At 70.8% G+C, this 20,615-nt stretch carries 15 protein-coding genes; 3 read left to right on the forward strand and 12 right to left on the reverse strand.

Annotated elements, in window-relative coordinates; genetic code table 11:
- Positions 1 to 23: 23 nt before the first annotated feature.
- The 5 genes from EV685_RS10635 to EV685_RS10655 form a co-directional block, all read right to left on the reverse strand.
- On the reverse strand, positions 24 to 1,343 hold the full coding sequence (locus tag EV685_RS10635; RefSeq protein ID WP_130481988.1) for a dihydroorotase: 1,320 nt from the start codon (positions 1,341 to 1,343) through the stop codon (positions 24 to 26).
- A gap of 73 nt (positions 1,344 to 1,416) precedes the next feature.
- Positions 1,417 to 2,379: an aspartate carbamoyltransferase catalytic subunit gene (locus EV685_RS10640; RefSeq protein WP_130481989.1), complete on the reverse strand. Its 963-nt coding sequence runs from the start codon at positions 2,377 to 2,379 to the stop codon at positions 1,417 to 1,419.
- Positions 2,379 to 2,891: a bifunctional pyr operon transcriptional regulator/uracil phosphoribosyltransferase PyrR gene (pyrR, locus tag EV685_RS10645; RefSeq protein ID WP_130481990.1), complete on the reverse strand. Its 513-nt coding sequence runs from the start codon at positions 2,889 to 2,891 to the stop codon at positions 2,379 to 2,381. The genes EV685_RS10640 and pyrR overlap by 1 nt, the downstream gene beginning before the upstream one ends.
- A complete protein-coding gene (gene ruvX / locus EV685_RS10650) occupies positions 2,888 to 3,397 on the reverse strand; it encodes a Holliday junction resolvase RuvX (RefSeq protein WP_130481991.1) in 510 nt (169 codons plus the stop codon). The genes pyrR and ruvX overlap by 4 nt, the downstream gene beginning before the upstream one ends.
- A gap of 46 nt (positions 3,398 to 3,443) precedes the next feature.
- On the reverse strand, positions 3,444 to 4,028 hold the full coding sequence (locus tag EV685_RS10655; RefSeq protein WP_130481992.1) for a YqgE/AlgH family protein: 585 nt from the start codon (positions 4,026 to 4,028) through the stop codon (positions 3,444 to 3,446).
- 112 nt (positions 4,029 to 4,140) lie between these two features.
- On the opposite strand from EV685_RS10655, the gene EV685_RS10660 reads away from it, so the two are divergent.
- Complete coding sequence (locus EV685_RS10660) at positions 4,141 to 5,619, forward strand: cryptochrome/photolyase family protein (protein ID WP_242615559.1); 1,479 nt, start codon at positions 4,141 to 4,143, stop codon at positions 5,617 to 5,619.
- A gap of 16 nt (positions 5,620 to 5,635) precedes the next feature.
- Here EV685_RS10660 and EV685_RS10665 read toward each other — a convergent pair whose 3' ends face one another.
- The 7 genes from EV685_RS10665 to EV685_RS10695 all read right to left on the reverse strand — a co-directional run bounded on the left by EV685_RS10665 (position 5,636) and on the right by EV685_RS10695 (position 18,039).
- Entirely contained in the window at positions 5,636 to 6,733 is a 1,098-nt protein-coding gene (locus tag EV685_RS10665; RefSeq protein ID WP_130481994.1) for a GGDEF domain-containing protein, read from the reverse strand.
- Between the two features lie 14 nt (positions 6,734 to 6,747).
- On the reverse strand, positions 6,748 to 13,905 hold the full coding sequence (locus EV685_RS10670; protein WP_130481995.1) for a hybrid sensor histidine kinase/response regulator: 7,158 nt from the start codon (positions 13,903 to 13,905) through the stop codon (positions 6,748 to 6,750).
- Positions 13,906 to 13,952: 47 nt separating this feature from the next.
- Positions 13,953 to 16,283, reverse strand: coding sequence for a methyl-accepting chemotaxis protein (locus EV685_RS10675; protein ID WP_207224806.1), 2,331 nt, complete (start codon positions 16,281 to 16,283; stop codon positions 13,953 to 13,955).
- A gap of 97 nt (positions 16,284 to 16,380) precedes the next feature.
- The gene (locus EV685_RS10680) at positions 16,381 to 16,920 is read right to left on the reverse strand and encodes a chemotaxis protein CheW (protein ID WP_130481996.1); all 540 of its coding nucleotides are present in this window, start codon (positions 16,918 to 16,920) and stop codon (positions 16,381 to 16,383) included.
- A 48-nt stretch (positions 16,921 to 16,968) separates the two neighbouring features.
- Entirely contained in the window at positions 16,969 to 17,334 is a 366-nt protein-coding gene (locus EV685_RS10685) for a response regulator (protein ID WP_130481997.1), read from the reverse strand.
- A 92-nt stretch (positions 17,335 to 17,426) separates the two neighbouring features.
- Positions 17,427 to 17,864 (reverse strand): response regulator, encoded by a 438-nt coding sequence (locus tag EV685_RS10690; protein ID WP_242615532.1) that lies wholly within the window; start codon positions 17,862 to 17,864, stop codon positions 17,427 to 17,429.
- 22 nt (positions 17,865 to 17,886) lie between these two features.
- Positions 17,887 to 18,039, reverse strand: coding sequence for a rubredoxin (locus EV685_RS10695; protein WP_130481998.1), 153 nt, complete (start codon positions 18,037 to 18,039; stop codon positions 17,887 to 17,889).
- 232 nt (positions 18,040 to 18,271) lie between these two features.
- On the opposite strand from EV685_RS10695, the gene thiD reads away from it, so the two are divergent.
- Both thiD and hemL read left to right on the forward strand, forming a co-directional pair.
- Positions 18,272 to 19,216, forward strand: a complete 945-nt coding sequence (gene thiD / locus EV685_RS10700; protein WP_242615533.1) for a bifunctional hydroxymethylpyrimidine kinase/phosphomethylpyrimidine kinase — start codon at positions 18,272 to 18,274, stop codon at positions 19,214 to 19,216.
- A 90-nt stretch (positions 19,217 to 19,306) separates the two neighbouring features.
- The gene (gene hemL / locus EV685_RS10705; protein WP_130481999.1) at positions 19,307 to 20,611 is read left to right on the forward strand and encodes a glutamate-1-semialdehyde 2,1-aminomutase; all 1,305 of its coding nucleotides are present in this window, start codon (positions 19,307 to 19,309) and stop codon (positions 20,609 to 20,611) included.
- The last annotated feature ends 4 nt before the right edge of the window (positions 20,612 to 20,615 follow it).

A 20,615-nucleotide genomic window follows, 5' to 3' on the forward strand; every position in this document is an offset into this window, starting at 1 on the left:
CTTGAACGCTGGAACGAGAAGGATCAGCCGGCGCGGCGCGGCGACTCGTAGGCCACCGTGCCAGCCACCAGCGTGGCCTGGACGCGGCCCGGCAGCGCCATGCCGGTGTCGGCGAAGGCGAAGGGCGTGTGCTTGCCCTGGCTGCGCAGCACGTCGGGCGTGACGGCCCAGGTCGCTTCCGGGTCGAAGACACAGACGTCGGCGACGCCACCCTCGACCAGCCGGCCGGCCGTGTGGACCAGCGAGCCGAGCGCATCGCCCAGCACGCGCACCGGCTCGCAGGTCACGCGGGCGAGCGTCTGCGGCATCGTCAAGCCGGCGTCGGCGCCCCATTTCAGCGCCAGGCTGAGCAGCAGCTCCAGCCCGGTCGCGCCAGGTTCGGCCTCGGCGAAGGGCACCTGCTTGGCGTCGCCCTCGACCGGCGTGTGGTCCGACACCAGCGCGTCGATCGTGCCGTCGGCCAGGCCGGCGCGCAGCGCGTCGCGGTCGCGGCCCTGACGCAGCGGGGGGTTCAGGCGCATGGCCGGGTTGAAGTAGCCGATGTCGATGTCGGTCAGGTGCAGCGAGTTGATGCTGACGTCGGCCGTCACCGGCAGGCCCTCGGCCTTGGCCGCGCGCAGCAGCGCCACACCGGCCGCGCTCGACAGGCGGCACAGGTGGACCCGCGCGCCGGTCACGCGCATCAGCTCGAACAGCGTGTGCAGCGCGATGGTCTCGGCGATCACCGGCACGCCCGACAGGCCCATGCGGGTGGCGACACCGCCGCTGGCGGCCACGCCTTTGCCCAGCCACGGGTCCTGCGGCCGCAGCCAGACGGTGTAGCCGTGGGTCGACGCGTACATCAGCGCGCGCTGCAGCACGAGGGTGTCGGCGATGGCGACCTCGGCCTGCGAGAAGCCGACGCAGCCGGCCTCGGTCAGCTCGACCATCTCAGTCAGCGTCGTGCCGGCCAGGCCGCGGGTCAGTGCCCCGAGCGGGAACAGCCGGCACAGGCTGAGCTTGCGGGCGCGAAACTTGAGCATCTCGACCAGGCCGGGCTCGTCCAGCGTCGGGTCGGTGTCGGGCGGGCAGACCAGGCTGGTGACACCCCCGGCGGCGGCGGCGTTCAGCTCGCTTTCGAGCATGCCCTCGTGTTCGTGACCCGGCTCGCGCAGCCGCGCGGCCAGGTCGACCACACCGGGAGCGACGACGCAGCCCTGCGCATCGATCACGCGGGCGGCCTGGAAGTCGGGGTTGACCCCGCCGATCTGCAGGATGCGACCGGCGGCGATGGCGACGTCGGCGCGCTCATCGCGGCCGCTGGCGGGGTCGACCACGCGACCGTTCTTGATCAGGATCTTCATGCGGTTCTCCGCCGAGCCGCCTCAAGGCGGCACACGCACTCGGGGGGCGACGAACGATGGGGCGTGCGGGGGCTCATGCGTCGTTCCCGGCAATGATGGACATCACGGCCATGCGCACCGCGATGCCGAAGGTCACCTGCGGCAGGATCACGCTGTGCGCGCCGTCGGCCACCGCCGAGTCGATCTCGACGCCGCGGTTGATCGGGCCGGGGTGCATGACGATGGCGTCGGGCGCGGCCAGCGCCAGCTTGGCGGCGGTCAGGCCGTAGCTCTTGAAGTACTCGCCGGCGCTGGGCAGCATGGCGCCGCTCATGCGCTCGTTCTGCAGGCGCAGCATGATGATCACGTCGGCATCGCGGATGCCTTCGGCCATGTCGTGGCAGACCCGCACGCCCATGTCGCGCAGGTCGCCCGGCACGAGGGTCTTGGGGCCGACCGCACGGATGTCGGGCACGCCCAGCGTGGTCAGCGCATGGATGTCCGAACGTGCCACCCGCGAGTGCACGATGTCGCCCACGATGGCCACGCGCAGCTGCGTGAAGTCGCGCTTGTAGTGACGGATCGTGTACATGTCGAGCAGGCCCTGCGTCGGGTGCGCGTGGCGGCCGTCACCGGCGTTGACCACGTGCACGTGCGGGGCGCAGTGCTGCGCGATCAGGTAGGGCGCACCGCTGTCGCTGTGGCGGACCACGAACATGTCGGCATGCATCGCGCTCAGGTTGGCGATGGTGTCGAGCAGGCTCTCGCCCTTGGCCGTGCTGCTGCGGGCGATGTCGAGGTTGATCACGTCGGCAGACAGGCGCTTGGCGGCGATCTCGAAGGTCGTGCGGGTGCGCGTGCTGTTCTCGAAGAACAGGTTGAAGACGCTCTTGCCGCGCAGCAGCGGGACCTTCTTGACCTCGCGGTCATTGACCGCCAGGAAGGTGCTGGCGGTGTCGAGGATGTGCGTCAGCACGGCCTTGGGCAGGCCCTCGATGGACAGCAGGTGGATCAGCTCGCCGTGCGAGTTCAGCTGGGGGTTGCGGCGCGCGAGCATCAGCGCGTCTCCTCGATCTTGAACGAGAAGGAGCCGTCGCCAGCGCGTGCCAGCGCCAGCTTCTGCTCCGGGGGAAGGGTCACGCGGGCGGCGGCCATCGCGGCCTCGATCGGCAGTTGTCGACCGCCACGGTCAACCAGCACGGCGAGGGTGACGCTGGACGGGCGGCCGAAGTCGAACAGCTCGTTGATGACCGCCCGGATGGTGCGGCCGGTGTAGAGCACGTCGTCGATCAGCACGATCGGCCGGCCGTCGACCGAGAAGGGCAGCTGGGTGGCGTCATGGCCGCTGGCCAGACCGCGCGCGCTGAAGTCGTCGCGGTGCAGCGTGCTGGAGATGACGCCGTGCGGCGTCGCCAGGCCAAGGTCGCGCTGCAGCCGCTCGGCCAGCCAGGCGCCACCGGACCAGACGCCGACCAGCACCGCGTCGCGGCGTTCCTCGGCGGCCAGCAGCTGACGCACGCCGTGGCGCAGGCCAAGGTAGAGGTCCTCGGCATCCAGGCTCAGGTTCATGGGGTGGACTCCTTGGGGTCGTCGGCCGGTGGCGTCACGTCGGCGGCTGCAGCAGCGGCGGCTGCGGCCTCGCGCTCGCTGGCGTCGAAATACTGTTGCAGCAGCACGGCGGCGGCGGCCGCGTCGGCGTCACGCGGACGCGAGGACAGCACCTCGGTCGTGCTGTAGCGCTCGTCGACCTCGAACACCGGCAGGTTGAAGCGGCCATGCAGCTGGCGCGCGAAGCGCTGCGCAAAGCGGGTGTTGTCGTGGCCACGGCCATCGGGGTGGCGCGGGATGCCGACCACCAGCGCGTCGGGCTTCCACTGCGCGATCAGCTTGGCGATCAGCGGGAAGCGGGCATCGCCCTCGGCCGCGACCGTCGTCAGCGGCGCGGCCTGGCGCAGCACGCGGTTGCCGCTGGCCACCCCCGTGCGCTTGCGGCCGTAGTCGAAGGCGAGGAATTGCTGCAACGGCCCGCTGGCCTTGCCATGTGCGGCGGCTGCGGTGGGGCCCGGAACACTCATCGGCAACGCTCCTGTGGGGCGCGGGCCGGCATCGATGCGGTCGACCTCACGCGTGGCCGGCGTCCGACGACAGCATCAGCCGGTCGATGCCGAGCAGGCCGAGGGCACGCTCGTAGCGCGCCTCGACCGGGGTTTCGAAAATGACGCCCGGGTCGGCCGCCACGGTCAGCCAGCCATTGCGGGCCAGCTCGTCCTCCAGCTGCCCCGCCCCCCAGCCGGCATAACCCAGCGTGATCAGCACGCGCTTCGGGCCGGCGCCGTTGGACAGCGCTTCGAGCACGTCGCGGCTGGTCGTCATGACCAGGCCGCCGGGGATGTTGAGGGTGGAGCTGTAGCCGTCGCCGCCGGCCTCGCCGATCGGCTCGTGCAGCACGAAGCCACGTTCGGTCTGGACCGGGCCGCCGTAATAGACCGGCTCGTCGGCGAGGTCCTCGCGGTCGAGGCTGAGGTCGACGCGCTCGAACAGGTTCTTCAGCTTGATGTCGATCGGGCGGTTGATGACCAGACCCAGCGCACCCTTGCCGGAGTGCTCGCAGAGGTAGACCACGGAGCCCGCGAACTGGTCGTCCGCCATGCCCGGCATCGCGATCAGGAACTGGTTGGTCAGGTTGATTTCGCGGGCCTCGGACATGCGCGGATTGTACCGATCACGCACACTGCGGCCCTTCGAAGACCACCCCCCGCGCCCCGTGACCACCGCCCTTCCCCACCCCTGGAGCCGCCCCGCCCACGCCCGTCGGGCGGTGGCCATCGAGCCGGTCGACGGCGCCCTGGTCTGGCTGCGCCGCGACCTGCGCCTGGACGACCACGCCGCGCTGCACCACGCCTTGCGCAGCGCCCGCAAGGTCTGGTGCGCCTTCGTCTTCGACACCACCATCCTCGATGACTTGCCGCGCGCCGACCGCCGGGTCGAGTTCATCTGGCACAGCGTGGCCGAACTCGATGCGACGCTGCGCCAGCATGGCGGTGGTCTGCTGGTGCGCCATGGCGACCCCTTCGAGGAGATCCCCGCGCTGGCCCGTGCGCTGGGCGTGCAGGCCGTGCACATCAACCGCGACCATGAGCCCGCCGCGATCGAGCGCGATGCCCGCGTGCGCGGCGAACTGGCCCACGCCGGCATCGCGCTGCACAGCCACAAGGATCAGGTGATCTTCGAGGGCGACGAGGTGCTGACCCAGGCCGGCTCGCCCTTTGGCGTCTTCACCCCCTACAAGAACGCGTGGCTGCGCAAGCTCGAACCGTTCTACCTGCGCAGCTACCCCATCGAGCGGCACCTGGGCGCGCTGGCCCGACCGCCGGAAGGGGTCGACCGTGGCCTGCCGCGCCTGAGCGACCTCGACTTCCTGCCCACCGACATGGCCACGCGCCTGCACCCGGGGGCCTCGGGCGGCGCGACGCTGCTGCTGGACTTCCTCGAACGCATCGACGCCTACGACGAGACGCGCGACTTCCCCGCCGTCAAAGGGCCGAGCTACCTGAGCACGCACCTGCGCTTCGGCACGGTGTCGATCCGCCAACTGGCCCGCCATGCCCACGAACGCATGACAGCCGGCTCGAGCGGCGCGGCGACGTGGTTGTCCGAGCTGGTCTGGCGCGACTTCTATCACCAGATCCTGCTGCACCACCCGCGTGTCGTGAGCCACAGCTACAAGCCCGAATACGACGCGATCCGCTGGCACCACGGCCATGAGGCCGACGCCTGGTTCGAGGCCTGGTGCGAGGGCCGCACCGGCTACCCCATCGTCGACGCGGCGATGCACCAGCTCAACCAGACGGGCTACATGCACAACCGGCTGCGCATGATCGTGGCGAGCTTCCTGACCAAGGACCTTGGCATCGACTGGCGACGCGGCGAGGCCTGGTTCGCGCGCCAGCTCAACGACTACGACCTGGCCGCCAACAACGGCGGCTGGCAGTGGGCCGCGTCGACCGGCTGTGACGCGCAACCGTATTTCCGCATCTTCAACCCGGTCAGCCAGAGCCAGCGTTTCGACCCCGAAGGCCGCTTCATCCGCCGCTACCTGCCAGCCCTGGCGCAGCTGCCGGCCCCGGCCATCCATGCGCCCTGGCAGGCACGCCCGATCGACCTGGCCGCGTCCGGCCTGCGCCTGGGCATCGACTACCCGCTGCCACTGGTCGACCACGCCGTGGCCCGCGAGCAGACGCTGGCGCGCTATGCGGTGGTGAAGAAGGGACCGGCGCCGAAGGCGGTGGACGACTGAGCCAGACGCGCCACGGTCACTCGAACAGTTCGATGTCGTTGGCGCCGTCGCTCTCGACGACCACGCCGGCCGCCACCAGCTCCGCATAGGCCACGACCCGGTCACGCCCGTGCGCCTTGGCGTGGTAGACGCCCTGGTCGGCGCGCGAGAAGGCGGCCTGCGGCGTGTCGCCCGGGCGCACGTCGACGTAGCCGACGCTGACGGTGACATGGCCGGCGCGCGGGAAGTCGTAGGCCGCCACGGCCAGACGCAAGCGCTCGAAGGCCGCGCGGGCACCCGTCTCGTCGCTGGCGTCGAGCAGGACCACGAATTCCTCGCCACCGAAGCGGTAGAGCCGGTCGTCGCTGCGCAGCGCGCCGCGCATGATGCGGGCGACCAGCACAAGCACCTCGTCGCCGATCAGGTGGCCGTGCACGTCGTTGACGCGCTTGAAGTGATCGACGTCGATGACCCCCAGGAACTGGTGGCGCTCCTGACCGGTGCGACGCTCCTGGGCGAGTTCGACGTACTGGCGGCGGGCCTCCAGCACGGTCGCCTTCATGAAGGTCTCGTCAAAGCTCTTGCGGTTGAGCAGGCCGGTCAGCGTGTCGCGCTCGCTGTAGTCCAGCAGGTGCATGAAGTTGGCATGGATGCGCAGCATGCTGGTGGCGACGCGGCCGTCGCGCTCGTCCAGCGGCTGCGGCAAGACCAGCTCGATCACGCCACCGCCTTCGAGCTCGCCACCCATCGGCAGCAAGACGCCGAAGCAGCCGTCGACAGCCACGGGCTGAGCGACCGCCCGGTCTTCGCGCAGACAACGCAGGTGCTCGGGAAGACGGTCTTCGGGCAGGCCGTCGGCGTCGACGGTCCGGGTCGATGCCGGCTCGTCGACGGCCAGGCGCTGGGCGATGCGCCGCCACGTCGGCGTCCCCGTGCCTTCTGGGACCAGGTGCCAGATCGTGACCTCGCGCGCACCCAGCAGATCCATCAGCGCGCTGATCAGCGAGGACTCGACCAAGGCCCGGTCGCGCGAGCGGGTCAGCTCGACGACATGGTCCAGGGCGCTGGACCCGGTGTTGGATCCGCCGTCCTGAGCGGCGATCGGAACGCCGTGCTCCGGCCCTCGGGTCAACATCGGCGTGCCCGTGTTCAGGCCACCACGCGACGCTGCACGCTGGCGTGCTGGCGCAGCACGCCCAGCAGTTCTTCTTCGCTGTAGGGCTTGCCCAGGTAGTGGTTGGCACCCAGCTCGGTCGCCAGGTCACGGTGCTTGCGGGCGATCCGCGAGGTGATCATGATCACCGGCAGCGACGCCAGCTCGGCATCGCCGCGGATGTTGCGCAGCAGGTCGAAGCCGTCCATGCGCGGCATCTCGATGTCCGACAGCACGGCGACCGGGCGTTCGCCGCTGAGCGCATCGAGCGCCTCCAGGCCGTCCTTGGCCAGCGCGACGCGATAGCCTTCGCGCTCCAGCAGACGCTTGGTGACGCGGCGCACCGTCAACGAGTCGTCGACCACCAGCACCAGCGGCGCCGGCCGATCGGACGACAGCTCGGGCAGCGCCGGACCTGGCGCGGGCTCGGCGATCGCCAGCTGCATCAGGCGGTGGGCATGGGCGCCATAGACCGCCGCCAGCGCGACCGGGTTGTAGATCAGCGCGACGCCGCCGGCCGGCAGCAGCGTCATGCCGGCCAGGCCGGGCATGCGCGAGAGCTGCGGGCCGAGGTTCTTGACCACCACTTCGTGGCTGCCCTGGACGTCGTCGACATGCAGCGCGACACGCTGCTGGGCCGAGCGCACGATCACCACCGGCAACGTGCGACCGGTCTCGGTGCCACGTCCGCTGGCATCGAGCAGGGCGCCGAGCCAGAAGAAGGGCAGTTGCAGGCCGCCATAGCCGTAGACGCCCTGCTGGTAGGACGCCTCCAGGGTCTGCGGCGTGGCGCGCTGGACCAGTTCGACCAGGTTGGACGGCACGGCGATCTGGACCGTGCCGGCGCGCAGGATCACGACCTGCGTGACCACCGTCGTCAGCGGCAGGACCAGGCGCAAGCGGGTGCCCCGACCGCGCGTGCTGCGGGTCTCGATGCGCCCGCCCATGGCGTGCACGTCCGATCGCACCACGTCCATGCCAACCCCGCGGCCGGACAGCTCCGTCACCACCGCGCTGGTCGACAGGCCGGGCACGAAGATCAGGTTGGACAGGTCCTTGTCGGCCAGTGCGGCCTGGGCGTCGATCACGCCCATCGCGATGGCGCGCTCGCGGATGCGGTCCAGGTCCAGCCCTGCGCCGTCGTCGCGGATCTCGATGCTGACCTCGTTGCCCTCCTGCTGCAGCTCGATGACGATGCTGCCGGTCGGGTCCTTGCCGGCGGCCGTGCGCTGATCGCCCGGTTCGATGCCGTGCGAGACACAGTTGCGCAGCAGGTGCTCGAAGGCGGCGGTCATGCGGTCGAGCACGCCGCGGTCGACTTCGATCGAGCCGCCGACGATGTCGAAGCGGACCTGCTTGCCGGTCTCCTTGGCCGCCATGCGCACGACCCGGTAGAGCCGTTCGGACAGGCTCTCGAACTCGACCATGCGGGTGCGCAGCAGGTCTCCCTGCAGCTCGCGCGTCAGGCGCGCCTGCACCGCCAGCTCGTCTTCGGTGGTCTGCAGCGTGCGCTGCATCGCGCTGCGCACGGTGGCCACGTCGTTGACCGACTCGGCCATCATGCGGGCCAGCTCCTGCAGCCGGGTGTAGCGGTCCAGCTCCAGCGGGTCGAACTCCAGCGCGGCGGCACGGGCGGCCTGCATGCGCGATTCGAGCTGCGTGTCGGCCTGCAGCGTCAGGTCACGCAGCTGCAGTCCCAGGCGGTCCAGGTTCTCGTTGAGGTCGACCAGCGAACCTCGCATTGAACCGACCTCGGATTCCAGCCGGGCCCGCGTGATGCTGACCTCGCCGGCCAGGTTGACCAGGCGGTCCAGCAGCGGCGCCCGCACCCGCACCGGCTGGGCGCTGACGGGCGCACGTTCGGTCGGGTTGACAGGGGCCGGTTCCCCGGCGGCGACGAAGCGTTGCCAGTCGATGCCCTCGGGCGACAGCGACAGCGCGGCGGCGTCCGGGTCGGACGGCGCGGCGCCGATGTGGGTGTCCAGCGAGCCGTAGCCGGTGGTGCGGTAGCCGGTGTTGCCGAAGCCGGTGATGTCGAAGCCGGTGCCATCGCCCAGCGCCATCGCGCCGGTGCCGTAGCTGCTGCGCAATTCGCCGCTGCCGGTGCCCAAGCCGCCCGCTCGGGTGGTCCAGCTGGCCGTGGGTTGCAGCAGGCCCATGCTGGTGGCCGGGGCGACGCCGTGGGTGCGGCGCACCGAGTCGAACACCGCCGCCAGCACGTCGACGCGGCGTTGCAGCTCGTCCAGGTCGGCCGCGCTCACGGCCACGCCGGAGAGCTTCTCGACCGCCGACTCGAAGCGGTGGGCGAGCTCGCCCAGTCGCATCGCACCGGCCAGCCGCGCGCTGCCCTTGAAGGTGTGCAAGGTGCGCATGCAAGCGGTGGCGGCGCTCGGATCGGTCGGTGCCTGACGCCATTCGCCAACCTGACCTGCCAGCTGTGGCAGCAGGTCCTGTGCTTCCTCGTCAAAGATCGGGAACAGCTCGGCATCGACGTGGTCGGACTGGTCGATGTCCTCGCCCAGCGCCTCGATCAGCGCGGCCACGTCGTCGTGTGGCACCGGTGCGGCCGGCGGCGCGATCGCGTAGGTCGGCGAGGCCGGCGGCGACAGGTCCAGCGACACGCCCTGCAGCGCTGGCAGCTCGGCCAGCGACATCGGCGTTGCGTCGGCGACTGGAAGAGGCAGGTCGCCGAGAGGCACGTCCAGCGAGCCGTCCAGCGAGACGTCCAGCGGCAAATCCAGCGGCAGGTCGACGGGCAGGTCCAGCGGCAGATCCACGCCAGCGGCCGGTGGCGCGGCATCGGGCTCCACCATCCAGCCCGTCGGCAGGGTCAGGCCGGCCAGGTCGCTGTCGCCCATGCCACGCGAATCCAGCGTCGAGTCGCCCAGCCGGGATTCGGGCGAGCGCACCGGCTGGCGCGCGGCGGCCGATTCCATCCAGTCGTGCAGACGCTGCGCCAGCTCCGGCGGCGGGCTGTGCAGGAAACCGGCGGCGAACTGGTGCAGCAGGCGCCGGATCTCGTCGCCCACCGCCACGAACAGCGCCGCATCGTCGACCTCGCCCGCGCCCAGGAACTGGATCCGGTCGAGCGCATGTTCGAGGTCACGGGCGAGCTGCGACAGGTCGCTGAACCCGACCGTGGCCGAACTGCCCGCCAGCGAATGCGCCAGCGCCACGGCGGTGGCTCCCACCGGGCGATCCAGCTCCATCGACCACAGCGTCAGCTCGGTGCTGAGGCGGCGCGACAGCTCGTCGGCCTCATTGAGGTAGATGTTGAACAGCGGGATCTGCAGCCGCAGCGAGCCGACCACCTTGATGTCATCGTCGCGGCCCAGCAGGGCGCTGAGGTCCATCGGCGCGGGCAGGCTGGTCGACGGGCGGAAGTCGTCCAGGCGGATGACTTCGGCGCCGGCGGGAGCGGGGGCCGGTGCAGCCATGACGGCGGGCTCGGCATCGTCCGACAAGGGCAGCAGCGCATCGACCCCATCGAGGGCGGCCAGATGCGCCAGGTCGATCGGGTCGACCACGCCGTCCGGCGGCTCGGTGGCGTCGAGCAGCGCGCTGTCGGCCACATCGTCCGCTGCTTGGTCCGCCACATCGTCCAGCAACTCGACCACCGGCTCGTCGACCGGTTCGGACAGCACCTCGCCGACCGCCAGCGGCTCCGGCTCGGGCGATGCGGCGTCCCAGTCGTCGGCCAGCTCGAAGACTTCGGTGAGCACGGGCACGTCGGGCAGCTCAGGCGTCGGCGCGGGCGTCTGGGCCAGCGGCAGCAGCAGCGAGGCCGGGTCCTCGTCGTTGATCGTGACCGGCGCGTCATCCCAGCGGGTCTCGGGCAGCGGCAGCGGCTCGATGTCCGCCTCGCCAGCGGCTCCTGCCGTTCCGGGCGTTCCGGGCGTTCCGGGTGTTCCGGGTGTTTCAGCCGCTTCAGCCGCTTCAGCAAAATAAGCCGGATCGGCCTGCTCAGCCGCTGCGGCGCGTTCATACGGCGACCAGGGCTCGAACGGCAGCACGTCGCCGAGCGGCGCCAGATCGGACGGCTCGACCGGCGGGCCGGCATCGGGCTCCAGCACCCGGCCGGCGGGGTCGGGCAGGTCCAGGTCCAGGTCGACGACACCATCGGCCGGCAAGTCGAAGGACACGTCCAGCGGCAGGTCGATCAGCGCCGGCGAGTGCAGCGCATCCAGCGGCTGCAGCGGATCGACCGCTCCGGACTCGTCGGGCTCGACCAGGCCGGTGGGCTCCCAGCCCGACAGGTCCAGCGACCCGGTGACCGCCGCACCCGGGGTCAGCGCGGTCACCAGCGGCTCGGTCGGGCTGAAGTCCGACATCGGTGCCGGCACCGGCGCCAGTGCCAAGGCCGGCATCGCCTCGGGTTCGGCCGCGAGGCCGAAATCGGCGGCGTCGAAGTCGAGCACCAGGTCGATCTCGGGCAACGCCATGGGCTCGGGCGGCAGGTCCTCCAGCGTCGGGCGAGGCACCGGCTGGGTCGCCTGCAGGGTCTCCAGCACCGGCATCGGTGCGTCGTCGATCGGCACCTCCAGGTCGACCAGGTCGGAGACCGCATCGAGCGCGCCGATGGCCGGCGCGTTGGGTTCGGCCGCACCAGGCAGATGGACCCGCATCAGCTCACCGGCCAACCGCAGCGCATCGGCCGCCGCGATCACCGGATCGGGCGCGAACACGCCGGCTTCGTGGCGGGTGATGGCCGCGATCCAGGCGGCGAAGTAGGTCAGCGCATCGCTGGTGTAGGTGCGCAGGTCGGCGCTGGCGGGCGTCTGCTCGGCCAGCACGTGGTTGTAGAGCTGCTCGCTGGCCCAGGCCGCATCGCCGAAGGCGCTGAAGCCGACCATGCGCGAGCTGCCCTTGAGGGTGTGGAAGGCACGCCGCACCGTCGTCAGCGCCGACAGGTCGGACGGCGCGTGGTTGAGCGTCTCCAGCGCGGCCATGGCGTCGGCCAGCACCTCGGTCGACTCCTCCAGGAAGACGCCGCGCATCTCGTCGTCGTCTTCCAGACCGGTGGCGGCGAACTCGGCGTGTTCCTCCGGGCCCAGCGACATCGGCCGCGAGATCAGCGCCAGACCGATCGGGTCCAGGCCCATCGGCGAGGTGGCGGTGGCGACGAAGTCGTCCATGGCCTGGGCGACATGCTCGCGTGCAGCGTCCTCGGTGTCGTGGCCCGCCCCGGCTTCATGGGCCTGGGCCAGCGCCGCACGGGCAGACTGCAGCGACGCGGCCAGCTCGGGCTGGTCGCTGACCTGGGTGTCGCGCGACAGCTCGGCCAGCTCGGCCGAGACCAGCGCCAGCGGCATCTCGTGGCGGCGCACCGCCTCGGCGATGGCCTGGGCGCGGTCGATCACGTCCGGCGCCATGGTGCTGCGGCCCATCACCGGCGACAGCACACCGTTGAGCATGTCGAAGCGGAACAGCTGGCGCGTCATCTGCGGCTGCACGCTGAGCATGTCGATCAGGAAACCGAGCGCGCCCAGGTTGCCGGCCAGCCGGTGGAACGCGGCCTGCGTGGCGGGTGCGCGTGGATCGGGTGCCTCGCCGTGCAGCAGCTGCTCGACGTCGCCGCGCATGCGCGCCACGGCCTGCATGGCGGGCGCGATCGTCATGACCGAGAACACGCCACGCATGCCGTTGAGCTGCTCGGGCACCGCCGCCAGCAGCCCGCTTTCGGCCGGGCTGCGGAAGAACTGGTCGACCTGGCGCTCGATCTCCGACAAGGTGTTGCGCAGCTCCTGCACCACGCTGCCAAGGGTCTGGCGGTCGGAGACGCGGCGGTAGAGCTCTTCCATCCACGGGTCCAGCGGCTGGGCCGGATGGCCCTGCGCAACTGCGCCGATGCGCTGCGCCAGCGCGCTCGCCCGCCCGCCCTGGTCGGGCTGGTCCAGCTCGCCGTCGTCCAGCGCGGCTTCGAGGTAGAGCAGGCTGGTGGCGACCTCCATCGCCAGTTGCGGGGCCGGCGGGCGGCCGGTGCGGGTGCACTGCTCGGCGGCGAACGCCAGCGCGCCGGCCAGGTCACCGCCGCCCGGGTAGAGCCGGCGCATCGAGTCGCCGACCAGGCTGAAGGACTCGGTCAGGTTGGCCAGCCGCTGCGGCTCGGCGCCGGCCACGCCGTTCCAGACCTCCTTGGCCGAGACGATGCGCTTGCGCGCCTGCACGATCAGCGCCGGATCATGGCGACCATAGCGCGGCTCGGCGTAGTCGCCGCCGGCCTCGTGGCGCAGCTGGTAGCCGATCCAGACCGTGTGCAGATAGGGCGAGTGCGCCGGGTCGACCGGCAGCGCGCGGGCGCAGAAAAACAGCAGGTCCTGCGCCAGCCGCTCAGAGGCATCGACCTCGGCGGACTTCACCTTGGCGCGCAAGGCGGCCATGGCGCGCGAGCCGGTGCGCTTGACGAACAGGTCGGGCGCGATCAGGCCGTGGCCCCAGGCCTCGAAGAAGCCGGCGGCGATGGACCACAGCGTGGCCTCGGCCAGGTGATGTCCGGCACGGGCGCCGATGGCGGCCGAATCGAAGGCGCGCGACAGACCCGCCGCCGCTTCGACCGAGTTGGACTTGACCAGGCCGAGCATGCGGCGCTCGACGTCGGCCAGCATGGTCGGGTCGACCGGGTGACCGAAGGAGCCGATCGGCGAGATCGGGCGCCAGCGCCAGTCATGCGGCCAGAGGTCAGCCGGGTGGATGCGCTCGGCGCCATTGAGTTCGAGCAGCGCACGCAGCTGCGGGAACAGGCCGACCGCCGGCGCGGGCTTGCCGGCCAGGCGCCGGCTCAGGTAGTCCAGCAGCGCGAAGGATGCGCGCTCGATGGTCTCGACGCCCTTGGCATCGGCGCGCTGCGGGCGCTGCACGAAGCGCTGCACCGCCGCCTCGCTGGCGCGCAGCAACAAGGCACCCTCGGCCTCGTTGACCAGCTGCAGCGCACCCACGGCGCCATGCAACTGTTGCCTCGCGTTTCGAAGAACCGCCGGTTCGACGTCCTCGAGGTCGGAGCTGGCGCTGGCTTCGGCTTCGCGCAGGTAGCGCCGCAGGCCCTTGTGGGCCTGCTCCAGGCTCTTGCGCAGTTCCTCCAGCACCCAGGCGAGGGCACTGAGGTCGTCGGCCTGCGCAGGAGCGGGGGCGGCGTGGCGTTGCGGATCCATCGACATCAGAGTAACCGAACCGATCTACGGGGTCAGCCGGGTGTGAGCCGGCTTCAGCTGATCTTGAAACGAGCCACCGACTGGCGCAGTTCCTCGGCGGTGCGCGAGAGCTGGCGCACCAGCTGCGCCGTCGAGCGTGTGCCCTCGCCGGTCTGTTCGGTGACGGCGAAGATGTGCTGGATGTTCTGCGCCACCACGGTGGCCGAGTCGGACTCGCGCCGCGCCTGGGAGGCAATCTCCTCGATCAGCTCGGCGAGCTGGCGCGAGATGCGGTCGATCTCGGCCAGCGCCGTGCCGGCGTTGTCCGACAGCCGCGCGCCTTCGACCACGCCCTGGGTCGAGCGCTCCATGGCGCCGACCGCGTCGGCGGTGTCGGTCTGGATGGTCTTGACCAGCACGGCGATCTGGCGGGTCGCGTCGGCCGAGCGTTCGGCCAGCCGCTGCACCTCTTCGGCCACGACCGAGAAGCCGCGCCCAGCCTCACCGGCGGAGGCCGCCTGGATGGCGGCGTTCAGCGCCAGCACATTGGTCTGCTCGGTGATGTCCGAGATCAGCTCGGTGATTTCGCCGATCTCCTGCGACGACTCGCCCAGGCGCTTGATGCGCTTGGACGTTTCCTGGATCTGGTCGCGCAGCGTGTTCATGCCGGTGATGGTGTCGAGCACCGCCGTCAGGCCGGAGGTTGCCGCCGCGAGCGACTCGCGCGCCACGTCGGCCGATTGCTGGGCCTGGCCGGAGACGCGCTGGATGCGGCCGGCCATTTGAAGCACCGCCTCGCCGGTCTCGCGGATCTCGCGCAGCTGTTCGTCGGAGGCGGCGAGCAGTTCGGTCGACGTGGCTTCGACCTGCTGGGTCGTGTCGGTCACGCGGGCGGCCGTGCCCTGCACCTGCGACACCAGGTTGCGCAGCTCTTCGACGGTGTAGTTGACCGAATCGGCGATCGCGCCGGTGATGTCCTCGGTCACGGTGGCCTGCTGGGTCAGGTCGCCTTCGGCCACCGACTGCAGCTCGTTCATCAGCCGAAGAATGGCCGCCTGGTTGGCATCGTTGACGCGCTTGGCCTCGCGCTCCTGGCGTTCGGCCTCGGCACGCTGGGTGTCCGACATCGAGGCGCGCTGGCGCTGGTCGTGCGTGAAGACCGCCAGCAGGCCCAGGCCGCCCAGGCCGCCCAGCAGCAGCGACAGGCCGATCAGGATGACGTTGAACCAGCCCATGCCGCCGGCAGCCGACAGCGAGCCCTGGACCTCCTCCAGACCGGCGCGCAACGCCTCGCTGTCGGTCAGGATGGCCAGCTGGGCATCGCGCGCGGCCACCAGGCCCTGCAGGTTGCCGACGATGACGCCGGCCTGCGCGCGCAGCTGCTCATGGGCCTTGAGCAAGGCCTCGAGCCGTTCGCGCGAAGCGGCGTCGCGGGCGCCGGTCAGACGCAGCTCGGGGCTGCCGTCGAGCAGGCCGCGGGCCAGGTCGTTGAAGGTGTTGAGGTCCTTGCCGAGCAGGAAGACCGCCTCGGGCGAGACGCCCTGCGGGCTGAGCGCCTCGCTGGCCGAGCGGCCGATGCGCTGGGTCAGCATGACCAGCTGACCGGCGGCGGCGATGTCGGTGGCCGGGCCGCCGGCCTGCAGCCGGGCGTTGGCGACCGCATCGGCCGGGTCGAGCAGGTCGGCCGACTGCTTGCCGATCGCCCGCAGCGCCTTGCCGACCTGGGTCAGCACCTGTTCCTGGGCCAGCACGACCTGGGCGTTCTTCTCGGCCTTGTCGACCAGAGGCAGCAGCGGCGTGAGCAGCGGCTGGGCGGTCAGCGGGGCCGCTTCCAGGCCGGGCATGGACGCGCCGTCGGACAGGCCGCGCACATTGCGCGCCAGCACGTCGGCCGAGGTGCGGACCTCGGCGAAGGCGGCCGGGTTGCCCACCATGGCCTGCAGCACCGACTTGGCCAGCCGCTGCGACTGCATCAGCGCCTGGCCGGTGGCACCGACCTGGGCGGCGCTGCCGCCGGCCGAACGCACCGCCAGCACCGAGGCCAGCACCAGACCCAGCACGCCGAGCGCCAGCAGCACGCCCAGCAGGCGTTGCTGCTGGTCCGAGCCCAGGTGGCCGATCAGCGGCAGGCGAACGCCAGCCTGGGGCGCCTGTCCCTGGGCCGGATCCGCGCCCGGCATGCGGGTGTTCAGGTAGCTGGACGCAGCCGCAGACGGCGCCGATTCGCTGATCAGGGAACCCCCGTGCGGCTCGCCCAGCAGGCCGATGTCCTGCACCGTGTCGCGCGCATCGTTAGGGTCGTCGACGATGGACAGCGCATCGACGTAGGAGACCTCGTCGGCCAGTTCGCTGTCGTGGCCGCGCTTGTCGGCCCCCACACCCTTGAGCTTGTCGAGAAAGGTCATGCCCAGCCTCAGATCAGGTCCGCGCAGCCAGCCAGCCCGGCCGGATCGGCCAGCGCGGCGCGCGTCGTTGGTTCGTCGTCGCACGCGGGCCGGCGGTTCACAGGGCCCCCACGATGCGCAGGAAACGTTCATCACGGGCCAGCAAGGCCAGCCGCAGCTCGACCCAGATGCGGCCGGCGGCGTCGCGGTAGCGCGCGCCCACGAAGCCGGGCCGCGCCACGCCGTCGTCGGGCATCAGCGAAAGCTGAGAGGCGTTGCGCAAGCCCGCGAGGTGGTCCACCCGCAGCGCCGCGTTGACGTCCAGCGAGGGGTTGAACGCGATCACGCGGTCCTGCTCGGTGGCCTCGGCCGCATCGCCCGAAGCGCCGCCGCGCAGGCCCAGGTAGCGGCCCAGGTCGATCACGCCGGCCAGCACGCCGCGCAGGTTGGCCACACCCAGGAACCAGGGCGAGGCATGCGGCACACGCACCAGCGCGCCGCACTGGAAGATCTCGCCCGCCTCGGACAGCGGGAACAGGAAGCCGCAGCCACCGGCCTCGACCGCCAGCCACGATTGCACGCGCTCCTGGGTCTTGACCTCGTGCAGCCGCTCGGCGAGTCGGCCCTGCAGTTCGCGCAACGCTTCCTTGTTGGCCATGTCGTGGGGGTCGGAGGGTTCGGTCGGTCAGCTCAGGCGCCGCAGCGCTCAGCCGAAGGCGCGGATTTTCTGCACCAGCTCGTCAGGATCGACCGGCTTGACAACGTAGTCGCGGGCGCCCTGGCGCATGCCCCAGACCTTGTCGGTTTCCTGGTTCTTGCTGGTGCACATGATCACCGGCACATCGGCGAACTGCGGGTTGCGGGTGATGGTGCGGGTCAGCTGGAAGCCGTTGACGCCGGGCATCACCACGTCCATCAGGATCAGGTCGGGCTTTTCCTCGACGATGCGGCGCAGGGCCTCGTCACCGCTCTCGGCGGTGCGAACGCGAAAGCCCTGGCGCGTCAGGACGTCGGACAGGAAGTGAAGCTCCGTCTTCGAGTCGTCCACCAGGAGGATGTTGTGGATCGCCATGGCGCAGGGTCCCTTGCGTGGTTTCGAGGTCGGCGGTGGAGGCCGCAGGCTGGCCGGAGGTCGGGACCGGCTCCGGGCGCGGCCGCCGCCGTTCAGGCGGGTGCGCGCAGGTGCTGGGCCACTGCCCGCAGCAGCTGATCCTTCGTGAAGGGCTTGGTCAGGTAGTCCTGCGAGCCCACCATGCGCCCGCGGGCCTTGTCGAACAGTCCGTCCTTGGAGGACAGCATGATCACGGGCACGCCGGCGAACTCCGCGTTGCGCTTGATGATGGCGCAGGTCTGGTAGCCGTCCAGCCGGGGCATCAGGATGTCGCAGAAGATCAGGTCGGGCCGGTGGTCGCTGACCTTGGCCAGGGCATCGAAGCCGTCCTCGGCAAGCACGACCTCGCAGCCGCCCTGCTTGAGGAAGATCTCGGCGCTGCGCCGGATCGTGTTGCTGTCATCGATGACCAGCACCCGCGTGACCTGTGGGTCACGGACCGAGCCGGCGGCATCGGACGGGAACTGCGCAACCGCGGTATCCAGGCTCATGAACGCCTCCCGATGTGTGGTCTCAGACCTGGACCATCTCGAAGTCTTCTTTGCGGGCTCCGCACTCCGGACAGACCCAGTTCATCGGCACGTCGGCCCACCGGGTTCCAGGGGCGATGTCGTGATCGGGATCGCCTGCGGCTTCGTCGTAAATCCAGCCGCAGATCAGGCACATCCAGGTTTGAGTTGCGCTCACAGCGTGCGATCAGCTTGTCTACAATGAATCAGATTCTAGCGACGAGACTTGCCTGAAAAGCGAGGTTTTGTCGGCACCTAGACAACATTTCTCAGGAAGTGCTGGAGCTTTTTCCAGCGCACGTCGGCGCAGCCCGGGTCATGCTGAAAAGCCCGGCCCGGCCTTCGGGTCCGCAGCCCGAACCCGAGCCCCAACCCACGCGCAGGACGCCATGAACACGCCCGACACAGAAGCTCCCATCGACCCGAACGACGACCAGGTCTCGGGCCCGGTCTGCGTCATGTGCTTCAACGCCAGCGACGCCAGCGGCGCGGGTGGCGTGTCCGGCGACATCACCACTGTGGCGGCCATGGGCGGCCACGCGCTGCCGGTCATCACGACCATCGTGATGCGCGACACCGCCGAGATCTTCGACCACACCCCGATCGACCCCGAGACCGTCGTCGAGCAGGCCCGCAGCGTGCTGGAAGACCTCACCATCGGCGGCTGGAAGGTCGGCTTCCTCGGCACCGCCGAAGCCGTCGGCGCGGTGGCCGAGGTGCTGTCGGACTACCCCGACGTGCCGCTTGTCACCTACGTGCCCTCGCTGTCCTGGATCGACGACGAGGACGCCGCCCAGAGCTACCACGACGCGCTGCGCGAGCTGGTGCTGCCGCAGACCGAGGTGCTGGTCGGCAACCAGAAGACGCTGACCGACTTCCTGCTGCCCGACTGGGACGCCGAGCGCCCGCCTTCGGCCCGCGAACTGGCGGTCGCTGCCGGCGAGCTGGGCGCCAGCCACGTGCTGGTGACCGGCGTGCAGCTGCCCAACAACTTCGTCGACAACGTGCTGGCCTCGCCGCAGGGCGCCATCACCGGCGAGAAGTTCGAGCGCTTCGAGACCAGTTTCGTCGGCGCCGGTGACACCCTCTCGTCGGCCCTGGCCACGCTGCTGGCGACCGGGCAGGAGCTGCACCTGGCCGTGTCCGAGGCGCTCGCCTTCCTCGACCAGGCGCTCGACGCCGGTTTCCGCCCTGGCATGGGCAGCGTCATCCCCGACCGCTTCTTCTGGGCCCTGCCGCCCGAGGACGAGGACGAGGAAGGCGCCGAGGCCAACGGCGTGGATGGCGGCGACGACGGCGACGCCACCGTGCCGCCGTCGCGCAACATCCACTGATCACCCCCTGGACAGCGGCTGGCACCTTGCCTGCCCGATGACGACCCCCGCGACGGCCGATGGCCGTCGCGCCCGTTTGGAGCCCCCACGATGAGCACCGCCCCGACCACCAACGCCGCCCTGTTCGAGCGCGCCCAGCGCACCATCCCCGGCGGCGTCAACTCGCCCGTGCGCGCCTTCCGCGCCGTCGGCGGCACACCGCGCTTCATCGCCCGCGCGCAGGGCGCCTACATGTGGGACGCCGAAGGCCAGCGCTACATCGACTACATCGGCTCCTGGGGCCCGATGATCCTGGGCCACGGCCACCCGGCCGTGCTGGACGCCGTGCAGCGCGCCGCCACCGAAGGCTTCAGCTTCGGCGCACCGACCGAGCGCGAGGTCGAGCTGGCCGAGGCCATCGTCGAGGCCGTGCCCAGCATCGAGCAGGTCCGCCTGGTCAGCTCCGGCACCGAGGCCGGCATGACCGCGATCCGCCTGGCGCGCGGCGCCACCGGCCGCAGCAAGATCATCAAGTTCGAGGGCTGCTACCACGGCCATGCCGACGCGCTGCTGGTCAAGGCTGGCTCCGGCCTCGCCACCTTCGGCCACCCGACCAGCGCGGGCGTGCCGGCCGAGGTGGTGCAGCACACCCTGGTCCTCGAATACAACAACATCGAACAGATCGAGGCCACCTTTGCCGCCCACGGCGACGAGATCGCCTGCGTGATGATCGAGCCGATCGCCGGCAACATGAACTTCGTGCGCGCCCAGGTGCCGTTCGTCAAGCGCATCCGCGAGCTGTGCGACCAGCATGGCGCCCTCTTCGTCTTCGACGAGGTGATGACCGGCTTCCGGGTCGCGCTCGGCAGCGCACAAAGCCTCTACGCCCAGGCCATCCCCGGCTTCCAGCCCGACATCAGCGTGTTCGGCAAGGTCATCGGCGGCGGCATGCCGCTGGCGGCGTTCGGAGCGTCCCGCAAGATCATGGGGCTGCTCGCGCCGCTTGGCCCGGTCTACCAGGCCGGCACCCTCAGCGGCAACCCGATCGCCACCGCCTGCGGGTTGGCGACGCTGCACGAGATCAGCCAGCCCGGCTTCTTCGAGGACCTGTCGCGCAAGACCCGTCGGCTCGTCGACGGCCTGAGCGCCGGTGCCCGCGAGGCCGGCGTGCCCTTCGCGGCCGACTGCCAGGGCGGCATGTTCGGCTTCTTCTTCGGGCCCGAGCTGCCGCAGAATTACAGCGCCGTCATGGCCACCGACAAGGACCGCTTCAACCGCGTCTTCCACGGCCTGCTCGACCGCGGCGTCTACCTCGCCCCGGCGCTCTACGAAGCCGGCTTCGTCAGCGCCGCCCACACCGACGCCGACATCGACGCCACCATCGCCGCCGCCCGCGAGGCGCTGCGCGCTTCCTGATCCG

The sequence above is a fragment of the Sphaerotilus mobilis genome (genome assembly GCF_004216565.1).
Taxonomy (GTDB): Bacteria; Pseudomonadota; Gammaproteobacteria; order Burkholderiales; family Burkholderiaceae_C; genus Sphaerotilus; species Sphaerotilus mobilis.